Source organism: Williamsia sp. 1135 (assembly GCF_002095395.1).
In the GTDB taxonomy this organism is placed as follows: domain Bacteria; phylum Actinomycetota; class Actinomycetes; order Mycobacteriales; family Mycobacteriaceae; genus Williamsia.
Window position 1 is genome coordinate 38756 of sequence record NZ_MJEI01000089.1, and the last position, 18240, is coordinate 56995.

At 65.2% G+C, this 18240-nt stretch carries 15 protein-coding genes; 4 read left to right on the top strand and 11 right to left on the bottom strand.

Annotation, left to right across the window (positions count from 1 at the left end; genetic code table 11):
• Window positions 1-54 precede the first annotated feature (54 nt).
• The gene (locus BFL43_RS12045; RefSeq protein WP_084892785.1) at window positions 55-1731 is read left to right on the top strand and encodes an MFS transporter; all 1677 of its coding nucleotides are present in this window, start codon (window positions 55-57) and stop codon (window positions 1729-1731) included.
• A 4-nt stretch (window positions 1732-1735) separates the two neighbouring features.
• Here the strand turns inward: BFL43_RS12045 and BFL43_RS12050 are convergent, their stop codons facing one another.
• The 7 genes from BFL43_RS12050 to BFL43_RS12075 are packed head-to-tail and all read right to left on the bottom strand — an operon-like array spanning window position 1736 to window position 10514.
• Window positions 1736-3358, bottom strand: coding sequence for an AMP-binding protein (locus BFL43_RS12050; protein ID WP_084892786.1), 1623 nt, complete (start codon window positions 3356-3358; stop codon window positions 1736-1738).
• Window positions 3359-3369: 11 nt separating this feature from the next.
• A complete protein-coding gene (locus tag BFL43_RS12055; RefSeq protein ID WP_084892787.1) occupies window positions 3370-4542 on the bottom strand; it encodes a lipid-transfer protein in 1173 nt (390 codons plus the stop codon).
• Entirely contained in the window at window positions 4539-4997 is a 459-nt protein-coding gene (locus BFL43_RS12060; protein WP_084892788.1) for a MaoC family dehydratase, read from the bottom strand. The genes BFL43_RS12055 and BFL43_RS12060 overlap by 4 nt, the downstream gene beginning before the upstream one ends.
• Window positions 4994-6007, bottom strand: a complete 1014-nt coding sequence (locus BFL43_RS12065) for a bifunctional MaoC family dehydratase N-terminal/OB-fold nucleic acid binding domain-containing protein (RefSeq protein ID WP_084892789.1) — start codon at window positions 6005-6007, stop codon at window positions 4994-4996. Before BFL43_RS12065 ends, BFL43_RS12060 begins: the two co-directional genes overlap by 4 nt.
• A complete protein-coding gene (locus BFL43_RS29455) occupies window positions 6004-7167 on the bottom strand; it encodes an acyl-CoA dehydrogenase family protein (protein ID WP_240498214.1) in 1164 nt (387 codons plus the stop codon). The genes BFL43_RS12065 and BFL43_RS29455 overlap by 4 nt, the downstream gene beginning before the upstream one ends.
• 3 nt (window positions 7168-7170) lie before the next feature.
• On the bottom strand, window positions 7171-8229 hold the full coding sequence (locus BFL43_RS29460) for an acyl-CoA dehydrogenase family protein (RefSeq protein ID WP_240498215.1): 1059 nt from the start codon (window positions 8227-8229) through the stop codon (window positions 7171-7173).
• A 59-nt stretch (window positions 8230-8288) separates the two neighbouring features.
• The gene (locus BFL43_RS12075; RefSeq protein WP_084892790.1) at window positions 8289-10514 is read right to left on the bottom strand and encodes an acyl-CoA dehydrogenase; all 2226 of its coding nucleotides are present in this window, start codon (window positions 10512-10514) and stop codon (window positions 8289-8291) included.
• Window positions 10515-10719: 205 nt separating this feature from the next.
• On the opposite strand from BFL43_RS12075, the gene kstR reads away from it, so the two are divergent.
• Entirely contained in the window at window positions 10720-11373 is a 654-nt protein-coding gene (kstR, locus tag BFL43_RS12080) for a cholesterol catabolism transcriptional regulator KstR (protein WP_084834730.1), read from the top strand.
• A gap of 136 nt (window positions 11374-11509) precedes the next feature.
• Here the strand turns inward: kstR and BFL43_RS12085 are convergent, their stop codons facing one another.
• A complete protein-coding gene (locus BFL43_RS12085; RefSeq protein WP_084892791.1) occupies window positions 11510-14047 on the bottom strand; it encodes an ATP-dependent Clp protease ATP-binding subunit in 2538 nt (845 codons plus the stop codon).
• Between the two features lie 282 nt (window positions 14048-14329).
• Window positions 14330-14938, bottom strand: coding sequence for a TetR/AcrR family transcriptional regulator (locus BFL43_RS12090; protein ID WP_084892792.1), 609 nt, complete (start codon window positions 14936-14938; stop codon window positions 14330-14332).
• 60 nt (window positions 14939-14998) lie between these two features.
• Here BFL43_RS12090 and BFL43_RS12095 point away from each other — a divergent pair, with 60 nt between their 5' ends.
• Entirely contained in the window at window positions 14999-15853 is an 855-nt protein-coding gene (locus tag BFL43_RS12095) for an alpha/beta hydrolase (protein ID WP_084892793.1), read from the top strand.
• 75 nt (window positions 15854-15928) lie between these two features.
• Here the strand turns inward: BFL43_RS12095 and BFL43_RS12100 are convergent, their stop codons facing one another.
• Together BFL43_RS12100 and BFL43_RS12105 are read right to left on the bottom strand one after the other, a co-directional pair.
• Window positions 15929-16405, bottom strand: coding sequence for an anthrone oxygenase family protein (locus tag BFL43_RS12100; RefSeq protein ID WP_084892794.1), 477 nt, complete (start codon window positions 16403-16405; stop codon window positions 15929-15931).
• Window positions 16402-17241 (bottom strand): NAD(P)H-binding protein, encoded by an 840-nt coding sequence (locus BFL43_RS12105; protein WP_084892795.1) that lies wholly within the window; start codon window positions 17239-17241, stop codon window positions 16402-16404. The genes BFL43_RS12100 and BFL43_RS12105 overlap by 4 nt, the downstream gene beginning before the upstream one ends.
• 72 nt (window positions 17242-17313) lie before the next feature.
• On the opposite strand from BFL43_RS12105, the gene BFL43_RS12110 reads away from it, so the two are divergent.
• The gene (locus BFL43_RS12110) at window positions 17314-18240 is read left to right on the top strand and encodes an AraC family transcriptional regulator (protein ID WP_084892796.1); all 927 of its coding nucleotides are present in this window, start codon (window positions 17314-17316) and stop codon (window positions 18238-18240) included.

The following is an 18240-nucleotide window of genomic DNA, read 5'->3' on the forward strand; positions in this document are numbered from 1 at the left end:
ATTACACAACGCGAAGTCCCGATGTCAGCCGGGTGTTCTGGCTAGGTTGGATCAATGGAAACAACGGTGGGGGCATCGCCGACTGAAAAGATCGGTCTCAAAGGTATCTGGCTGATCATCGTGGCCTGCGCCGGACTGAGCATGGTCATTGCGGCGATGGCGTCTCTCAACACTGCGGTTGCCGATATCGCCCCTGCCGTCGGCGCAAACTCCAATCAGGTGACCTGGCTGATCGACGGCTACACCCTAGTGGTCGCCGCACTTCTGCTACCGGCCGGTGCAATAGGCGACAGGTACGGACGCCGGGAGGTACTGATCGGCGGCCTCGTCGTGTTCGCCATCGGTTCGCTTCTGCCGATCTGGATCTCGGATCCGAATCAGTTCATCGCCGCCCGCGCCCTGACCGGCGTCGGTGCGGCATTTGTGATGCCTGCGACGCTGTCGCTCATCACATCCGGCGTTCCCGATTCCAAACGTCCGCTGGCTGTGAGCATCTGGGCGGGGGTCGGTGGCTCGGGTGGCATCGCCGGGTTCTTCGTCACCGGAGTGCTCCTCGAATTCTTCAGCTGGCACTCGATCTTTCTCACGTTCGCGATCTCGGCGGCAGTCACGGCGGTGCTCGCCTGCACCATCCCGACGTCGCGGGACTCGACCCGACCCCGGTTCGATGTGCTGGGTTCGATCACCTCTGCGTCCGGCATCGGGCTGATCGTCTTCGGCCTCATCGAGGCACCGCATCGCGGCTGGACCGACCCGTTGGCACTGTCGGCCATGTTCGGCGGCGGCGTGCTGATCGCCGTCTTCTGGTATTCACAGACCAAATTGAAAGACCCTCTGCTCGATGTGAATCTCTTCCGCAATCGAGCCTTTTCCGCCGGGTCGTTCAGCATCACAATTCAATTCCTCGTGATCTTCGGTGTATTTCTCGTGTTGCTGCAACGTCTGCAGTTGGTCTTCGGCTTCTCCGCGCTGAAGGCCGCCCTGGCCTTGATGCCCATGGTCTTCGTCGTGATGGTCTTTTCCCTCATCGGGAACTGGCTCGCCGTGCGGATCAACCTTCGGGTGATCCTGGTGTTCGGAATGGTCGGGATGGCCGCGGGGTCTTTCCTCCTCGGCTTCCTCGAGCACAAGGAATACTGGACCCTTGTTGTCGCCATGATGGTGCTGGCGGTGGGTCTCGGCGTCGGCACCGCACCCTCGACCACTGCAATCATGGTCAACACCCCAGCGGACAACCAGGGCGTCGGCTCAGCGGTGAACGACACAGCCCGCGAACTCGGTTCCGCAATCGGCATCGCGATCGGCGGCAGCTTGCTCGCGGCCGGCTACACGCGAAACATCCAATCGACCGCAACGACCGCGGAATCGCAACTGCAGCAGACCGCCTCGGCTCTCGAGGCGTCCGGACAGACGCAACAGGCCCAGGAGACCGCTGCCGCGGCGAGCTCGATCGGCCAGCACATCACCAACACGTTGGCCGAGGCGCTGCAGGTCGCCGAACGACTCGCACCCACGCAGCCGGAATTGGCGGCCCAGATCGCCGACGGCGCCAAAGACGCCTTCATCGAGCCCATGAACCTCGCGTGCATCACACTCGGGGTCGTCTGTGTGGTAAGCGGGATCGTGTTGGCCATCCTCACCCCCACACAGATCGGGGGCACAGTCCAGGACGGAATCGACGCCGAGGCGGCAAAAGTCGAGGCCGCCGAGGAAGCCCCCGCCCGGGACTGAAGGCCTAGACCGTGGTCGCCGTGAGGTCGAGCGCTGCCTGCTTGGCCCACTTGTAGTCGGCCTTACCGGCAGGTGTCCGCTTGATCTCGTCGACGATCACCAGCAGTCGAGGAATCTTGTACCCGGCCAGCATCGTTCGGCAGTGGGCTTGAATGTCGTCCAGGGAGGGCTCGGCGACGTCCGCGCGAATCGCGACGACTGCCGACACCTTCTGACCCATCCGCTCATCCGGTGAAGGCACCACGAGCGCGTCCGCCACCGCGGGATGCGCGTGCAGGCACGCCTCGACCTCTTCGGCGTAGACCTTCTCACCGCCGGTGTTGATGCACTGCGAGCCGCGGCCCAGGAACACGATCGTCCCATCGGCCTCGACCAAGCCCATGTCCCCGAGCACCGCGACCCTGGTGCCATCCGGGAGCTGCGGGAAGGTGCGCGCAGACTTCTCCTCGTCGCGGTAGTAGCCCAACGGCACCCGGCCGATCCGCGCGATCATCCCCACGTCCTCGGATCCCGCCGGGATGACATTGAGTTTCTCGTCGAGCACCGTCATCTTCGACGAGGGCGGCATCGCCAGAGTGCCGTCTTCGCGCACCTCGAAAGCACCGTCGTTGCCGGTCTCGGACGCCCCGAAGTTGTCGCGCAAGACCAGATCCGGCTTGACCGACAACATCCGCTCGCGTACGCCCACCGACCAGATCGCACCGCCCGAGGTGATCGAGAACAGGGTGGAGAGATCGACGTCGTCCTTCAACTTCTCCATCGCGTCGGCGAGCGGCGACCCCATGCCGTCACCCACGATGAGCACGACGTTGACCTTGTCGGATTCGATGGAGCGCACCACCTTCTCCGGATCGAACGCGCGCATCAGCACGAGACGGGCGCCGAGGGTGAGAAAGGTGAACAGCGAGTAGAGGGCCGCCCCGTGCATCAGCGGCGCGGCGATGAGGAACGACAGGCCCGGGAATTCCTTTGCTGCGGCCCCGACTTCGGCGAGATCTTTACGCGGGTTCTCATCGTACGGATTTCCACCGGAGAGCGGCTTGTGGAAGAAGTCGTCGTGCCGCCACATCACACCCTTGGGATAACCGGTGGTGCCGCCGGTGTAGAGCACCCAGAGTTCGTCTCCGGTCCGCGGCTCGAACTCGCGCGCCGTCGACTGCCCGGACGGATCGAAGGGCAGTACTCGCACACCCGCGTCCGCCGCGGCCAGAGACAGGCCTTCGGTGACGTCCCCGATGACGAAAATGGTTCGCAAGGTGGGGATCGAGGCGACGATCTGCGCGAGATTGTCCTGGTGCTCGGCCTCCTCGACGACGATGGCGACCGAGTCCGAGTTCTCGAAGATGTACAACAGCTCTGCCGGGGTGTACCGGTAGTTGATGTTGATCGGCACGGCCCGGATCTTGATGACGCCCAGAATGGTGGTCACGTGCTCGACGGAATTCTTGAGGAACAAGGCCACGTGTTCACCCGCAGCCACCTCGGCGGCGGTCAACATGTGGGCGACCTGATTCGACTCGACCTCGAGCTGACGGTAGCTGTGATCGACGCCCTCATAGGTCAGCGCGATGGTGTCGGGGACCGCATCCGCGACAGTTTCGAATACGTCGGCAAGATTGAACGCCATTGCATGAGCTCCTAAGCCGTGAGAACCAAACCGCTTGTGGGGACACCGGTTCCGGCGGTGACCACGACCTTACGTGCCCCCGGGACCTGGTTGACCGATTTTCCGCGAAGTTGCCGGACGGCTTCGGCGATGCCGTTCATGCCGTGGATGTACGCCTCACCGAGTTGACCACCGTGGGTGTTGAGCGGAAGTCGACCGCCCACCTCGAGAGCTCCGGGTTCGTGGACGAAGTCTTTCGCTTCACCGCGTCCGCAGAATCCGAGTTCCTCGAGTTGCATCAGTGTGTACGGCGTGAAGTGGTCGTACAGGATCGCGAGGTCGACGTCATCGGGACCGAGACCCGACTGCTCCCACAGCTGCCGGCCGACGAGTCCCATCTCGGGCAAGCCGGCCAGATCGTCGCGGTAATAGCTGGTCATGATGTATTGATCTTCACCGCTGCCAGACGCGGCCCCGGCGATGATCGCTGGGGTGTGCGGAAGATCTTTGGCCCGTTCTGCCGACACGATCACGAATGCGACGCCACCGTCGGACTCCTGGCAGCAATCGAGGAGATGGAGCGGCTCGGCGATGTACCGGGAATTCTGATGATCTTCGAGCGTGATCGGTTTGCCGTAGAAGAAGGCCTCCGGGTTCACGGCCGCATGCTTGCGGTCGACGACCGAGATGCGCCCGAAATCTTCGCTGGTGGCGCCATATTCGTGCATATAACGCTGGGCCACCATGGCCACGAAGGCGGCGGGGGTACTCAGCCCGTGCGGATAGCTGAAGGCGTTGTCGGTTCCCGACGAGTTGTCCTGTGCCACCAGAGAGGTGTTGACCTGACCGAACCGCATCCCGGATCGCTCATTGAACGCGCGATAGGCGACCACGACGTCGGCCACACCCGTGGCCACTGCCATGGCAGCCTGTTGCACAGTGGAACATGCTGCACCGCCGCCGTAGTGGATGCGGGAGAAGTACGTCAATTCACCGATACCAGAGGCCCTGGCGACTGCGATCTCGGTGTTGGTGTCCATGGTGAACGACACCAGCCCGTCGACGTCGGCAGGTGTCAGGCCGGCATCGGCGATGGCCGCCGTGACCGCCTCGGCGGCGAGCCGGAGCTCGCTGCGCCCGGAGTTCTTCGAGAAGTCGGTGGCGCCGATCCCGGCGATGGCCGCCTTGCCGGACAATCCGCTCACTGCGCCACTCCCGCTTCGCTTCTTAACCCCGATACCCCGGCGACGGTGTGATCCATCACCAACGTCACCACCGACGTGACGTGGTTTCCGAGACTGTCCTTACCGATCACCTCGACGGTCACGAGATCACCGTCCACCGCCGACACCGTGCCCGAGAGGGTCAACGTGTCGTAGGCGTACCAGGGGACTCCGAGCCGGAGTTTGATCGAACGGATCTGGGCCCGCTGACCCGCCCAGTCGGTGATGTACCGCTGGACCAGGCCGGTGTCGGTCAGGATGTTGACGAAGATGTCCTTGGACCCCTTGCTGTGCGCAAGGTCGCGATCGTGGTGCACATCCTGGAAGTCCCTGGTGGCCAACGCGGTCGACACCACAAACGTCGGTGTCGCGGTGACGATGAGTTGCGGGAGTTCGGTCCCGACCACGGCGTCCGGTGGTGTCGCGGGGACGGTCATGAAAGCTCTCCTGCCGGTTGCCATGCATACAACGTCCACGCCTCGGTGTGTGCGGAACTGTCGGCCGGAAAATCGAGGAACTCGACCTGGACGGGCAGGCCGACGGCGACCTGCGCCGGGTCGATCCCGCGGAGTTCACCGAGCAGCCGCACGCCTTCGTCGAGTTCCACCAGGGCGATGACGAACGGGAGCTTGCGGCCCGGTACCTGCGGAGCATGGTGCACCACATAGCTGTAGACGGTGCCCCGGCCCGAGGACACCACATAATCGGTGCTCTCCCCCTTCGGTTTCCACAGCGCCGGGATCGGGGGGTGCCGCAGGGTCCCGTCCTCGACCTGCTGGATCCGGAGCTCGTGATCGCGGACCCCATCCCAGAAAAACAGGGTGTCCAGCGACGGCGTCGGACGCATCATCTTCGCCGGGTCGACATCAGCGGTCGTGGCACCGAGCGACGAGATGACCTCGCCGCCGGAGGCTTCGGCGGCCGCAGTCTTCTCCGCCGGCCGGAACTTGAGGATGCGAAAATCCATCTCGGCGACGACTTCGTCGCCGACCTTCCAGATGTTCTTGGTGGTGAAGAACCACCCCTCGCCCAGCGCGGTCTGTTTGGGCCCGACGACATCGGTGAGCGCGGCCTCGATGGTCACCTCCTCGCCGGGCGCGGTGTACCGGTGATAGGTGGAGTCGCAGTTGGTCGCGACCACCGACGAGTAACCTGCCGCGTCGAGGATCTCTGTCACCTGACCCAGGGGATCATCCGCGGCGCGAACGCCGTTCAGGCCGCGCATGGTCCAGACCTGTGCCATCGCCGGCGGTGCGACCACGTCGTCGTATCCGGCGGCGCGGGCGGCGTCGGGGTCGACGTAGATGGGGTTGGTGTCGCCGATCGCCTCGACCCAGTTGTTGATCATCGGGGTGTTGATCGGGTCGCGCCCGGCCTGCGGAGCACTCGTGCCCGCCGCGCGCACCTCGTCGGTGGCCGCAAGGATCGCGGCCCGGCTGTCGCTCATCGTTTACCCCTCGGCAGACCGAGGCCCGCGGTCGCGATCATCTCTCGCATGACCTCGTTCACGCCGCCGCCGAAGGTGATGACGACGTTGCGCTTGGCCTGGACGTCGAACCAGTCGGCGAGCTCCGCCGTCGCCGGGTCCGAAAAGTCGCCGTGGCGGCCGAGGATCTCGTCGATCAACCGGTGTACGTGCTGCAGACGTTCGGTGGCAAAGACTTTCGTCGCCGCCGCGTCGGCCATCGAGATGGAGTCGCCACCGGAGGCGACCTGCCAGTTCAGCAATTCGTTGATCCGGTAGTAGGCATGTAACTCGGCCAACGCCCGGCGTACGTCCGTGTGTTTGCCAGGCACCGTGCCGTCAGGCCCCGGCTTATTCGCCCAGTCGGTGATGCGGGCCAGCAGGCCGTCGAGCCGTCCGGCGGGCCCGAGCATCACGCGTTCGTGGTTGAGCTGTGTGGTGATCAGGCGCCATCCGCCGTTCACCTCGCCGACGACCATGCCCGCCGGGACGCGGACGTCCGAGTAATACGTGGCGTTCACGTGGTGTGCTCGGTCGGCGGTGATGATCGGGGTCCAGCTGTAGCCGGGATCCTTGGTGTCGACGATGAGCATCGAGATGCCCTTGTGCTTCGGGACATCCTTGTCGGTGCGGACCGCCAGCCAGACATAGTCCGCGTCGTGACCGCCGGTGGTGAAGATCTTCTGGCCGTTGACGATGTATTCGTCACCGTGGCGCACCGCACTGGTCTTGAGCGAGGCGAGGTCGGTGCCTGCGTCGGGTTCGGTGTAGCCGATGGCGAAGTGGACCTCGCCGGCGAGGATGTCTGGAAGGAAGCGCTGCTTCTGTTCGTCGGTGCCGTAGGCCTGCAACGTCGGCCCGACCGTTTGCAGAGTCACCGCAGGCAGCGGGATGTCGGCGCGCGCTGCCTCGTTGACGAAGATCTGCTGCTCTATCTGGCCGAACCCTCTGCCGCCGTATTCTTTTGGCCAGCCGACTCCGAGCCAGCCGTCGCTGCCCATCTGCCGGATGACCTTGCGATAGGTCGGGCCATGCCGCTCCGTGAGCATCGTGACCGCGTCTTCCGGCGACACCAGGTTCGAAAAATACTCGCGCAGCTCCATTTTCAGGGCCCGCTGTTCGGGGGTCAGATCGATGAACATCTTCTACGCTCCTGCCTCAACCTGTTGCGCCAGGGCGTCGAGCCGGCCGGTGGGTCCACCGACGAGCCGGGCCAGGTCCTTGGCGATGGAAAAGTAGCGGTGCAGTGGGTACGTGAGGTCGACTCCGACGCCCCCATGCAGGTGGATCATCGTCCGCATGGTCGCCGGGATCTCCTGCGCCAGCCAATAGCCGGAGAGCGCCAGATCTGTTCCGGCGTCGAGTCCCTCTGTGAGCCGCCAGCCTGCGGAGGTGGTCGCCAACGTCATCGACCGGGCGACGACGTAGATGTCGGCGAGTTGCTGCTGTACGGCTTGGAAGGTGCCGATCGGCTTGTCGAACTGGATGCGTTCGGAGACATGAGTGGCCGTGAGCTTCATGGCGCCCGCGATCAGTCCGTCGGCGTAGGCTGCCAACCCCAGACTGTGATGCTGGTGGAGCCAGGTCGGGTCGCCGTCGATGATGGTGTCCGCAGCAACGTCGGTGAACGCGACGGCGTACTCCCCCCAGCCCGATGACGACGTGGTGCGGGTGATCCGGACGCCGGGGGCGTCGGCGGGAACCACCACGACTCCGACATCAGCGGAGACGAGAATCGCGGATGCGCCCTCGGCGTGTAGGACGCCGGTCTTGATGCCGGAGAGTGTGCCGCCCGAGACCGAGGTGTGCGGAGTATCGGTCAGGGCCGCCCCCGGTTCGCTGATCGCCGTCGCCAGCCAGCCACCCGCCTGGACCTTCGCTCCCAGTTCCGCCGCCAGCTCGGGCGCACGCTGCGCCAACGGCGCCAGACCCGCGATCAACGTTCCGATCGCAGGCGTCACGGCGGCGGCATGACCCAGGGCCGTGGGGATCGGGATCAGCCCGCCCACCGCGACGTCGTCGCCCCCGGACGCCTCGGGCAGAGGCAGTGCCAACAGCCCCGACTCGGCCAGCGATGCCCACAGCGGGGTCTCGAAGCCACCGACGTCGGCAAGCGCCGCATCCCAGATCGACTCGTGGCGTTGCAGGACGGAGTCGATGACATCACTCACAGTTTCAGCTGTGGAGTCGCGCGTGAAGTCCACTATTTACACCTCTTCAGCGAATTAGAACCTGTTCTAGTTGTATCAGAAATCGGGAGGACTCAGCGAGGCAATCCCAGGAGCCGTTCGGCGGCAGCCGTGGCGAGGATCTGAGTGGTGCCACCGGCGATCGACAGGCACCGGTTCAGGAGGAAATCCTGAGAGGCCGTCGACTGCGCCAACCCGTCGACACCGTGGAGTTGCTGCGCGAACTCTGGCACCGCCTGGCGGTGCCGGACGCCGATCAGCTTCCGCACACTCGAGGCCGCCCCCGGGTCGGTCCCGTTGATCGAACCGAGTACCGACCGCAGATCGAGCACCTGCCCCAATTGCGCCTGCGCGATCAGTTCACCGAGCTTTTCTCGCTGCGTTCCGGTGAGCTCCTCGCGCTGCGTCCCCTTCTCACCGCCGTCGATCTGCGCGAGCAGCGCCTCCATCTCCTTACCCAGCGCCGAGCCGCCCATCGCGACCCGCTCGTTGGCCAGGGTGGTCCGGGCCAGGCGCCAGCCGTTGTTGATCTCGCCGACCACGCAGTCGTCCGGGACGAACACGTCGTCGAGGAAGACCTCGTTGAACATGGCCCGGCCGGTGATCTCCCGCAGTGGTCGGGTCTCGATCCCCGACGAGGTCATGTCGACGAGGAAGTAGGTGATGCCCTTGTGTTTCGGTACTTCCGAGTCGGTCCGCGCCAGGCAGATCGCCCAGTCGGCGTCGTGCGCGTGGGAGGTCCACACCTTCTGGCCCTGGAGGGTCCAGCCGCCGTCGACCTTGGTTGCCTTAGTTCGCAACGCCGCGAGGTCCGAACCCGCCCCGGGCTCCGAGAACAGCTGGCACCACATGATCTCGCCGTGCAGCGTCTGCCGTACGAACCGTTCGCGCTGAGCCTCGGTGCCGTGTTCGATGATCGTCGGGATCGCCCAGCCCGCGATCACCAGATCGGGCCTGCGCACCCCCGCCCGGTCGAGTTCCTCGTCGATCAGCACCTGCTCGGTAGTGTCCGCACCGAGGCCGAAGGGGGCCGGCCAGTGCGGGGTGAGGTACAACGCGTCGGCGAGTGCGCGGCGCTGATCGTCGGCCGCAGCGATGGCCTCCACCTGTGCGCGGACCTGCAGGCGTCGACTCTCGACCCCCGAGAGATCGATTCGCAGCGACCTGCGTACACCTCGCCTGTTGAGCTCCGCGACCGCCGCGTGCCATCGCTCCGAGGAGCCAAGTTGGGCCTGCCAGGCGAGCGCACGGCGTAGATACAGGTGGGCATCGTGCTCGAAGGTGAACCCGATGCCGCCGAGGATCTGGATGCAGTCCTTGGCGTTCGCGACCACCATGTCCGAGACGGCCGCTGCCGCGACTGCGGCGCTGATCTCGACCTGGTCGGCGGCGCCGGTGCGGGCGGGCCCGTCGGCCTCGGTGAGTTCGTCGACTGCGGACGCGAGGTCCCAGGCCGCGGCACCGACCTGCTCGCTGCGGCACAGCATCTCTGCGCAGATGTGCTTGACCGCCTGGAAGCTGCCGATCGGCGCACCGAACTGCTCGCGCACCTTCGCGTACTCCACAGCGGTGTCCAAAGTCCAGCGTGCGACACCCGCCGCCTGGGCGGCGATGACCGCAATGATCGCGGCGCGGACGAACGCGTCGGAGACGTGCAATACGTCGTGCGCCGGGATCACCACGTTGTCCAGCCGGACCCGGGACAGCTCCATCGAGAAATCAAGCGCTTCGACCGGCTCGGACTCGATCCCGGCGGTTCCCGGCTCGAGCAGAACCCAGCGATGACCACCGGCGATGTCGATCGGCGCCAGCAGCGCGACGTCGGGTGAGTATCCGGCCACCAGACCGAGCTCACCGGATGCCGACAACACCCCGCGCTCGGCCTCCACCGCGCCCGGTGCCGCGGCCCCGGCCAGGACAGACGTCGCCACCGCGGCACCGACCTCGCCCGCGATCAGTTGTGCGAGTAACGCGTTCTCGTTCGGTGCGCCCGAGACAGACGTGAGCAGGGCACTCAAAGCGGTGCCGGCCACCGGCCCCGGAACCAGGTCGTGGCCGGTCTGCTCGAGCATCACCGCGAGATCGACGAACAGCGCGTCCATCCCGCCCTTCTGTTCGGGTACTGCGGCCGCGAACACGCCGAGCTCGGCCAATTCCCGGAACAGCGCAGGCCAGGGTTCGGCGGTCACGTCGGATCCCGGCTCACCGGCCCGCACCGTCGTGATGACCGACACCTTTTTGGACCATTGACCAATTGCGTCGGCGACGGCGGTATGTTCTGGGGTGGTAGCAAGAGTCACGGAAGTCTTTCCTTGCCTGCTCGGGGTTGTCGGTGCGTGGTAGAACCTGTTCTAATATTGCACGTCTGCCGGGGCAGAATGAAGGGGACCGTGTCGCAAGTCCAGAAAGTCACGTTTTCGCTGTCAGCGATTAACGTGGTGTGGACAAGCGACCTTCTCGACGAGAGATCGATAAACCGACAGATGAGAAAGTGGGGACGCCCCGATGGCTAGCCCGATTCCGGCCGGCAACTCGGCCAGCGACGTGGCCGTCGGTTCCGACGTGGACCTCGGGTCCAGCGCCCAGCGTGAACGCCGGCGCCGTATCCTCGACGCCACCTTGCAGCTCGCCTCGAAGGGCGGCTACGACGCGGTGCAGATGCGCGCCGTCGCCGAACGGGCCGACGTCGCAGTGGGAACCCTGTACCGGTACTTCCCGTCCAAAGTCCATCTCCTCGTCACCGCGCTCGCCCGAGAATTCGAGGCGGTCGAGAGCCGGGCGGACAAGACCAGGCTCCGCGGAAACACTGCCCTCGAGCGGCTGCGCCACGTGCTGGACATGATCACCCTTGCGATGCAACGCGATCCGCTGCTGACCGAGGCGATGACGCGAGCCTTCATGTTCGCCGACGCCTCCGCGTCGGCCGAGGTCGACAAGGTCGCGCTGATCATCGACCGGCTCCTCGCCAACGCGATGGTCGAGGGCGAACCCACCGAGCTCGACTTGAAGATCGCACGCGTGGTGTCGGATGTCTGGATGTCGAACCTCGTGCAGTGGCTGACCCGCCGGGCGTCCGCGACCGACGTCACCAACCGGCTCGAGCTGACGATCACCCTCCTGCTCGCCGGCCGCGATCAGGATCCTGACGTCAAGGACTGACCCACTTCGCAAAAACACCCCGTTCAGTCATATGCACACGTTGCAACGTGTGCATATGACTGAACGGGGTGTTTTTGTTCTCGCTCAACCAAAAGGGCGCAACCACTGTCGTGGTTGCGCCCCGTCTGGTCAGTGCTTACTTCTCTGAATCACCGGTCTTGGCGAGTTCCACCGGGGTGTCGGGAAGCGCGATCGGCTTCTTCGAACCCGTGAAGGTGAACTTGGCGTCTTCGCCCTCGCCTTCGCCGTCCCAGTTCTCGACGTCGACGAGGATGATCTCGCCGGCACCGATCTCGTTGAACAGGATCTTCTCGGACAGCTGATCCTCGATCTCGCGCTGGATGGTGCGACGCAGTGGCCGCGCACCCAGGACCGGATCGAATCCGCGCTTCGCGAGCAGGCTCTTGGCCTTGTCGGTCAGCTCGAGAGCCATGTCCTTGTTCCGCAGCTGCGTCTCGACGCGGGCGATCATGAGATCGACCATCTTGATGATCTCGTCCTTCGTGAGCTGGTGGAACACGATGACGTCGTCGATACGGTTGAGGAACTCGGGCCGGAAGTGCTTCTTGAGCTCGTCGTTGACCTTCTGCTTCATCCGCTCGTAGTTCGAGCCCTCCGCATTGGACTGCGAGAAGCCCAGCCCCACGGCCTTGGAGATGTCGCCGGTACCGAGGTTCGAGGTGAAGATCAGCACGGTGTTCTTGAAGTCGACCGTACGACCCTGACCGTCGGTGAGACGGCCGTCCTCGAGGACCTGCAGGAGCGTGTTGTAGATCTCCTGGTGGGCCTTCTCGATCTCGTCGAACAGGACGACGGAGAACGGCTTGCGGCGCACCTTCTCGGTGAGCTGGCCGCCCTCTTCGTAGCCGACGTAGCCGGGAGGGGCACCGAAGAGCCGCGACGCGGTGAACCGGTCGTGGAACTCGCCCATGTCGATCTGGATGAGCGCGTCGTCCTCGCCGAAGAGGAAGTTGGCCAGCGCCTTGGAGAGCTCGGTCTTACCGACACCGGACGGGCCGGCGAAGATGAACGAACCGGACGGGCGCTTGGGGTCCTTCAGACCGGCGCGGGTACGGCGGATCGCCTTCGACACTGCCTTGACGGCCTCGGTCTGCCCGATGATCCGCTTGTGCAGCTCCTCCTCCATACGGAGCAGACGCGTGGTCTCCTCTTCGGTGAGCTTGAAGACGGGGATGCCGGTCCAGTTACCCAGAACCTCGGCGATCTCGTTGTCATCGACCTCGGCGACGATGTCCATGTCGCCACTGCGCCACTGCTTTTCACGCTCGGCGCGCTCGGTGACGAGCTGCTTCTCCTTGTCGCGCAGGTTCGCGGCCTTCTCGAAGTCCTGGGCGTCGATCGCCGATTCCTTCTCTTTACGGGCGTCGGCGATCTTGTCGTCGAACTCGCGCAGATCTGGTGGTGCGGTCATCCGGCGGATACGCATCCGGGCGCCGGCCTCGTCGATCAGGTCGATCGCCTTGTCCGGCAGGAACCGGTCGTTGATGTAGCGGTCGGCCAGGGTGGCGGCCGCGGTCAGTGCGCCGTCGGTGATCGAGACGCGGTGATGCGACTCGTAGCGATCGCGCAAGCCCTTGAGGATCTGGATCGTGTGCTCGACGCTGGGCTCGCCGACCTGGACCGGCTGGAAGCGGCGCTCGAGTGCGGCGTCCTTCTCGATGTACTTGCGGTACTCGTCGAGGGTGGTGGCACCGATGGTCTGGAGCTCGCCACGGGCCAGCTTCGGCTTGAGGATGCTGGCGGCGTCGATGGCACCTTCGGCGGCACCTGCGCCGACGAGCGTGTGCAGCTCGTCGATGAACAGGATGATGTCGCCGCGGGTGTTGATCTCCTTGAGGACCTTCTTCAGGCGCTCTTCGAAGTCACCGCGGTACCGGCTGCCGGCAACCAGCGAACCGAGGTCGAGGGTGTAGAGCTGCTTGTCCTTGAGGGTCTCGGGAACGTTGCCGTTCACGATCGCCTGGGCCAGGCCCTCCACGACGGCGGTCTTACCGACGCCGGGCTCACCGATCAGCACCGGGTTGTTCTTGGTGCGGCGGCTGAGCACCTGCATCACGCGCTCGATTTCCTTCTCACGGCCGATGACCGGATCGAGCTTGCCGTCGGCGGCCGCAGCGGTGAGGTTGCGACCGAACTGGTCGAGCACGAGCGACGTCGACGGGGTGCCCGCCTCCGTGCTGCGTCCGCCGGTGCCGGCTTCCTGGGGCTCCTTGCCCTGGTAGCCCGACAGCAGCTGGATGACCTGCTGGCGCACCCGGTTGAGGTCGGCGCCGAGCTTGACCAGCACCTGCGCTGCGACACCCTCGCCCTCACGGATGAGGCCGAGCAGGATGTGCTCCGTACCGATGTAGTTGTGGCCGAGCTGGAGGGCCTCGCGCAGTGAGAGCTCGAGTACCTTCTTGGCCCGGGGGGTGAAGGGGATGTGTCCCGAGGGTGCCTGCTGGCCCTGGCCGATGATTTCTTCGACCTGGCTGCGCACACCTTCGAGGGAGATTCCCAACGACTCGAGGGACTTGGCGGCGACGCCTTCACCCTCGTGGATCAGCCCGAGCAGGATGTGCTCGGTGCCGATGTAGTTGTGATTGAGCATCCGCGCTTCTTCTTGGGCCAGGACGACAACCCGACGAGCGCGGTCGGTGAACCGTTCGAACATTGTTCTCCCTTACGTTTCTAGGGTCGATCTTCGCCTTCGGCTTCGTCCACCAGTCTGACTGGTCGACGGGCTGCGATCTTTCCCAGGGTTGGCCTTTGTCGACGATGAACCGATGCGCCACCGCGACAGCCTTGGCTCCCACTGTAATGCGCCCAGGTCACCGGCACCTCAGATGTGTCACCGAGCATGCGCGAGAGCACTCCGGTCACTGGGTCACAAACCGTCAACGCCGCAGCTCGAAAGGGTGTTTCACCTCCGGATACGCCGTCAGCGAACGCGTGCTCACAATTCGATCGTGATGGCGCGAATCAGCCGCCGGATGACATCGAGCATCTCCGCACGCGCCTTCTCCGGTTCATCGGACCGTGAAACATACAGCGCAGCCTCGTCGATGGCACCGATCATGACGTGGGCGAGAGGCCGGACCGGCTGGTCGGGCACGGCACCGGTGGCGACGCCCTGCGCGATCAGCGCCTCGACCATTCCGAGGGCGTACCGCTGCCCGATCTCGCGCCACTGATCCCAACCGAGCACGGCCGGCGCTTCGATCAGGACGATCCGGTGGACCTGCGGATCCGCGCACAGCTCGAGCCACCTCTGCGCGCCCACCTCGAGTGCGGCGATCGGGTCGGCGATCGCCGCCTCGGTCATGGCCGACCCGATCTGCTCCAGCAACTCCTCCTCGATCTTTTCGAAGACCGCCAGGAAGAGTTCGGCCTTGTCGGCGAACTGGTGGTACAGCGCTCCCCTGGTCACCCCGGCAGCGGCCGCGATCGCCTGGGTTCCGACGGCGCTGAAACCCTGGTCGGCGAACAGGGTGCGGGCAGCCCTGACCAGCGCAGCCCTGGTGACGGCGGTGCGATCGGCTTGCGTGCGACGATTGACTTCCATGCAGTCTGTATGTAACTTCCATGCTAGGTGTACGTAAGTGACTAATGGAGGTTACCCGTCATGGCCACGATCGAGACAACGCTGGGGACAATCGAGTACCGCACAGTCGGACCCGACCATTCCGAGAAACCGCCCGTCCTGTTCATCCACGGCGCCCTCGTCGACGCCGAGCTGTGGCGAAAACCCGCCGAGCTGCTCGCGGCGCAGGGCTACCGGTGCTACTTGCCGACCTTGCCGCTCGGCTCCCATCGCATCCCGATGAAGCCGGACGCGGAACTCAGTCCGACCACGATCGCCGGACTGATCCGCGAGCTCATCGTCGGCCTCGATCTGCATGATGCGACGTTGGTCGGCAACGACACGGGCGGTGCGCTGTGTCAGTTCACGATCGACGCCCACCCCGAGCACGTAGGCCGGCTGGTTCTCACGAATTGCGACGCCTTCGACACCTTCCCGCCGTTCCCCTTCGACGTCATCTTCAAGCTCCTCAAGGTGCCCGGAGTCCTGAAGCCGTCGATGAAGCTCATGAAGTTCCAGGCCCTGCGTCACTCGCCGCTGGGGTTCGGGCTCCTGGCGAACGATCCCGACCCCGATCCCACCGCGTCGTGGGTCGCCCCCGCCCAGGAGTCGGCCGAGATCCGACGCGACATCATCCGGCTCTTCGCGAACATCCGGCCTGCAGAGCTCGACGCAGTCACCCGCCGGCTGGGGTCGTTCGACAAGCCGGTGAAACTGGTCTGGGGCATGGCGGACAAGAGCTTCAAGCCCGAGCTCGGCCGGCGGCTGGCGGCGCAGTTCCCGAACGCGACGTTCACCGAGGTCCCGGGTGCCAGGACGTTTGTGTCCCTGGACAACCCGGCCCCGGTGGCGGACGCGGTGGTCCAGATCTCGACGCAGACCTCGTCCGCCCCATAGGAATCCCGACGCCCACGGCAAGGCGCCACGCCCGTGTTCGAACACGGGCGTGGCGACGGTAGACGGGCGTCAGCGCTACCGGGTGACGGCGCCGATGACGAGGACGGCGAACGCCGCGGTGTGGACCGCCGCTCGCGCGATGTTCCATCGAACCCATGAGGCCTCGAAAACGTCACGTACAGCGCGGAGGTCGCCGATCCGATCGGGATCCCCCGCCGCCTCGAGCTTGTTGTTCAACGGGATGTTGAACGCCATCGTGATCACCAGACCCAGCCCGTACAGAACAGCACCCGCCACGATCCACCAGAACATCCGGTGGTCGCGATAGGTCGCCGCGGCGATGACTGTGAAGCCGAGTCCGCCGAAGAACAACAGCAGGAACAGCGGGTTCACGATGACAACGTTGATGCGTTGCATCGAGGAGACGAAGCTCTTGTCATCGGTCTGGCCGAGCCCGGGCATGACGGCATATGCGAATGAGGCGAACAGTCCGGCGATCAGGCCGACCGAGACGACGCCGAGGATCAGGGCGGATTCTCGCAGCCCGGTCATGACCAAACCCCCTGCGCCACGGCCTTCTTGACGACATCACCGAAGTCAACTGCGTCGCGCCCCAGGAGCTCACGGACTCCGCTCGCCGTCCGGGAGTTCCGACCGTCGAACAGGGTGCCGAACAGGGCGATCACCATCTCGGCGTACTCATCGGGTACACCGGCCTCGGCCATGCCGGCCCGGTACTCATCGAGGCCCACCTGGATGAAGGCGATGTCGCGCCCGAGTTCGCGCCCGATCTCTGCGGTGGCCTCGGCGAACGTCAGAAGTCGCGGTCCGGTCAGCTCATAGACACGGCCATCGTGCCCGTCACCGGTCAACGCCTCCACCGCGGCGTCCGCGATGTCGTCGGCATCGAGGAACGGCTCCCCCACTGCCCCGACCGGGAGCACCACGGCGCCTTCGTTCACACCGTCGGCGAGGAAGGCTTCGCTGAAGTTCTGCGCGAACCAACTGCAGCGCAGCACGGTTGCCGTGACGCCAGACGTCAGGACAATGTCCTCGCAGGTCTTCGCCTCCGGCTCGCCCCGTCCGGACAGCAGCACCAGCCGGTCGACACCGGCGTCGCGGGCCGCCGCGACGAAGGCGGTCATGTCGGCGGCGGACCGAGGCACGATCAGATCAGGCTGGTAGGTCACGTAGACCGCGCCGGAATTGTGCAGGGCGGGAGACCAGGTCGCGGGGTCGTTCCAATCGAAGACGACGTCGGACGACCGGCTCGCCGATCGGACCGGCAGATCGAGTTGCCGCAGACGATCGACTACGCGTCGACCGGTCTTGCCGGTCGCGCCGATGACGGTGATGGGACGTTGCCGGCGAGTTGCTGTGTTTGTCATGGTTCCCAGTACAGCGGCCCGCTTTGAGCTTATCCATAGCTTCTCCGCTCACTTTCATGTTCAATCGTCTACATGGATGTCCTGGGAAGCGTGCTGAACGGCCCTCGTGCGAAGGATGCGTTCCTCCTGCGCTTGGTGATGGCTTCGCCCTGGTCGCTGCGTATCGAGGACGAGGCGCCGTTGACGGTCGTGGTCACGGTCAACGGGACGAACACCATTCGTTTCGACGACGGTGAGCAGGTGACCGTGCGGCCCGGCGATGTCGCCGTCGTTCGCGGGCCTGAGCCGTACGCGGTCGGAGACGAGTGCGCGCCGACGGCGATCATCGATCGCGACCAGAACTGCACAAGTCTCGACGGTGTGGACCTCGTCGAGGAGCTGAGCCTCGGTGTGCGCAGTTGGGGCAACAGCAAAGACGGAGAGTCCGTGTCGCTCGTGGGAACGTACGGCGCGGCGGGCGAAGTGTCTGCACGCCTGCTCGCAGCCCTTCCTCGGCTGATCACGTTGCCGAACAACAACAATCCCCTGGTATCCCTGCTGTCGGCCGAGATCGACCGTGACGCCCCCGGACAGGAGGTGATGCTCGACCGACTCCTTGATCTCGTCCTGATCGACACACTCCGCAGCTGGTTCTCCCGACCTGACTCCGACGGACCGAAATGGATTGCTGCCGAATCTGATCCGGTTGTCGGTCACGCGTTGTCGCTGATCCATCACAACCCCGGGCAACCGTGGACGGTCGCCGGCCTGGCGGAGAAGTGCGCGGTGTCGCGCGCCGCACTGGCCCGCCGGTTCACCGACCTGGTCGGTGAACCCCCGATGGCCTACCTCACCAACTGGCGGCTGTCGATGGCGGCGGATCTTCTCGCGGCCGGCAATGTCACGCTGGAAACCGTTGCACGGCAGGTGGGATACAGCAGCGCATTCGCATTGAGCGCCGCCTTCAAACGCGTCCGCGGGGTCAGCCCCCGCGACTACCGAGGCTCGCTGGCCGGGTAG

Coding starts and splice junctions, on each gene's coding strand:
- BFL43_RS12045 (WP_084892785.1), top strand. CDS start 55: ATGGAAACAACGGTGGGGGCATCGCCGACTGAAAAGATCGGTCTCAAA.
- BFL43_RS12050 (WP_084892786.1), bottom strand. CDS start 3,358: ATGGCGTTCAATCTTGCCGACGTATTCGAAACTGTCGCGGATGCGGTC.
- BFL43_RS12060 (WP_084892788.1), bottom strand. CDS start 4,997: ATGACCGTCCCCGCGACACCACCGGACGCCGTGGTCGGGACCGAACTC.
- BFL43_RS12065 (WP_084892789.1), bottom strand. CDS start 6,007: ATGAGCGACAGCCGGGCCGCGATCCTTGCGGCCACCGACGAGGTGCGC.
- BFL43_RS29455 (WP_240498214.1), bottom strand. CDS start 7,167: ATGTTCATCGATCTGACCCCCGAACAGCGGGCCCTGAAAATGGAGCTG.
- kstR (WP_084834730.1), top strand. CDS start 10,720: ATGGCTAGCCCGATTCCGGCCGGCAACTCGGCCAGCGACGTGGCCGTC.
- BFL43_RS12085 (WP_084892791.1), bottom strand. CDS start 14,047: ATGTTCGAACGGTTCACCGACCGCGCTCGTCGGGTTGTCGTCCTGGCC.
- BFL43_RS12090 (WP_084892792.1), bottom strand. CDS start 14,938: ATGGAAGTCAATCGTCGCACGCAAGCCGATCGCACCGCCGTCACCAGG.
- BFL43_RS12095 (WP_084892793.1), top strand. CDS start 14,999: ATGGCCACGATCGAGACAACGCTGGGGACAATCGAGTACCGCACAGTC.
- BFL43_RS12100 (WP_084892794.1), bottom strand. CDS start 16,405: ATGACCGGGCTGCGAGAATCCGCCCTGATCCTCGGCGTCGTCTCGGTC.
- BFL43_RS12105 (WP_084892795.1), bottom strand. CDS start 17,241: ATGACAAACACAGCAACTCGCCGGCAACGTCCCATCACCGTCATCGGC.
- BFL43_RS12110 (WP_084892796.1), top strand. CDS start 17,314: ATGGATGTCCTGGGAAGCGTGCTGAACGGCCCTCGTGCGAAGGATGCG.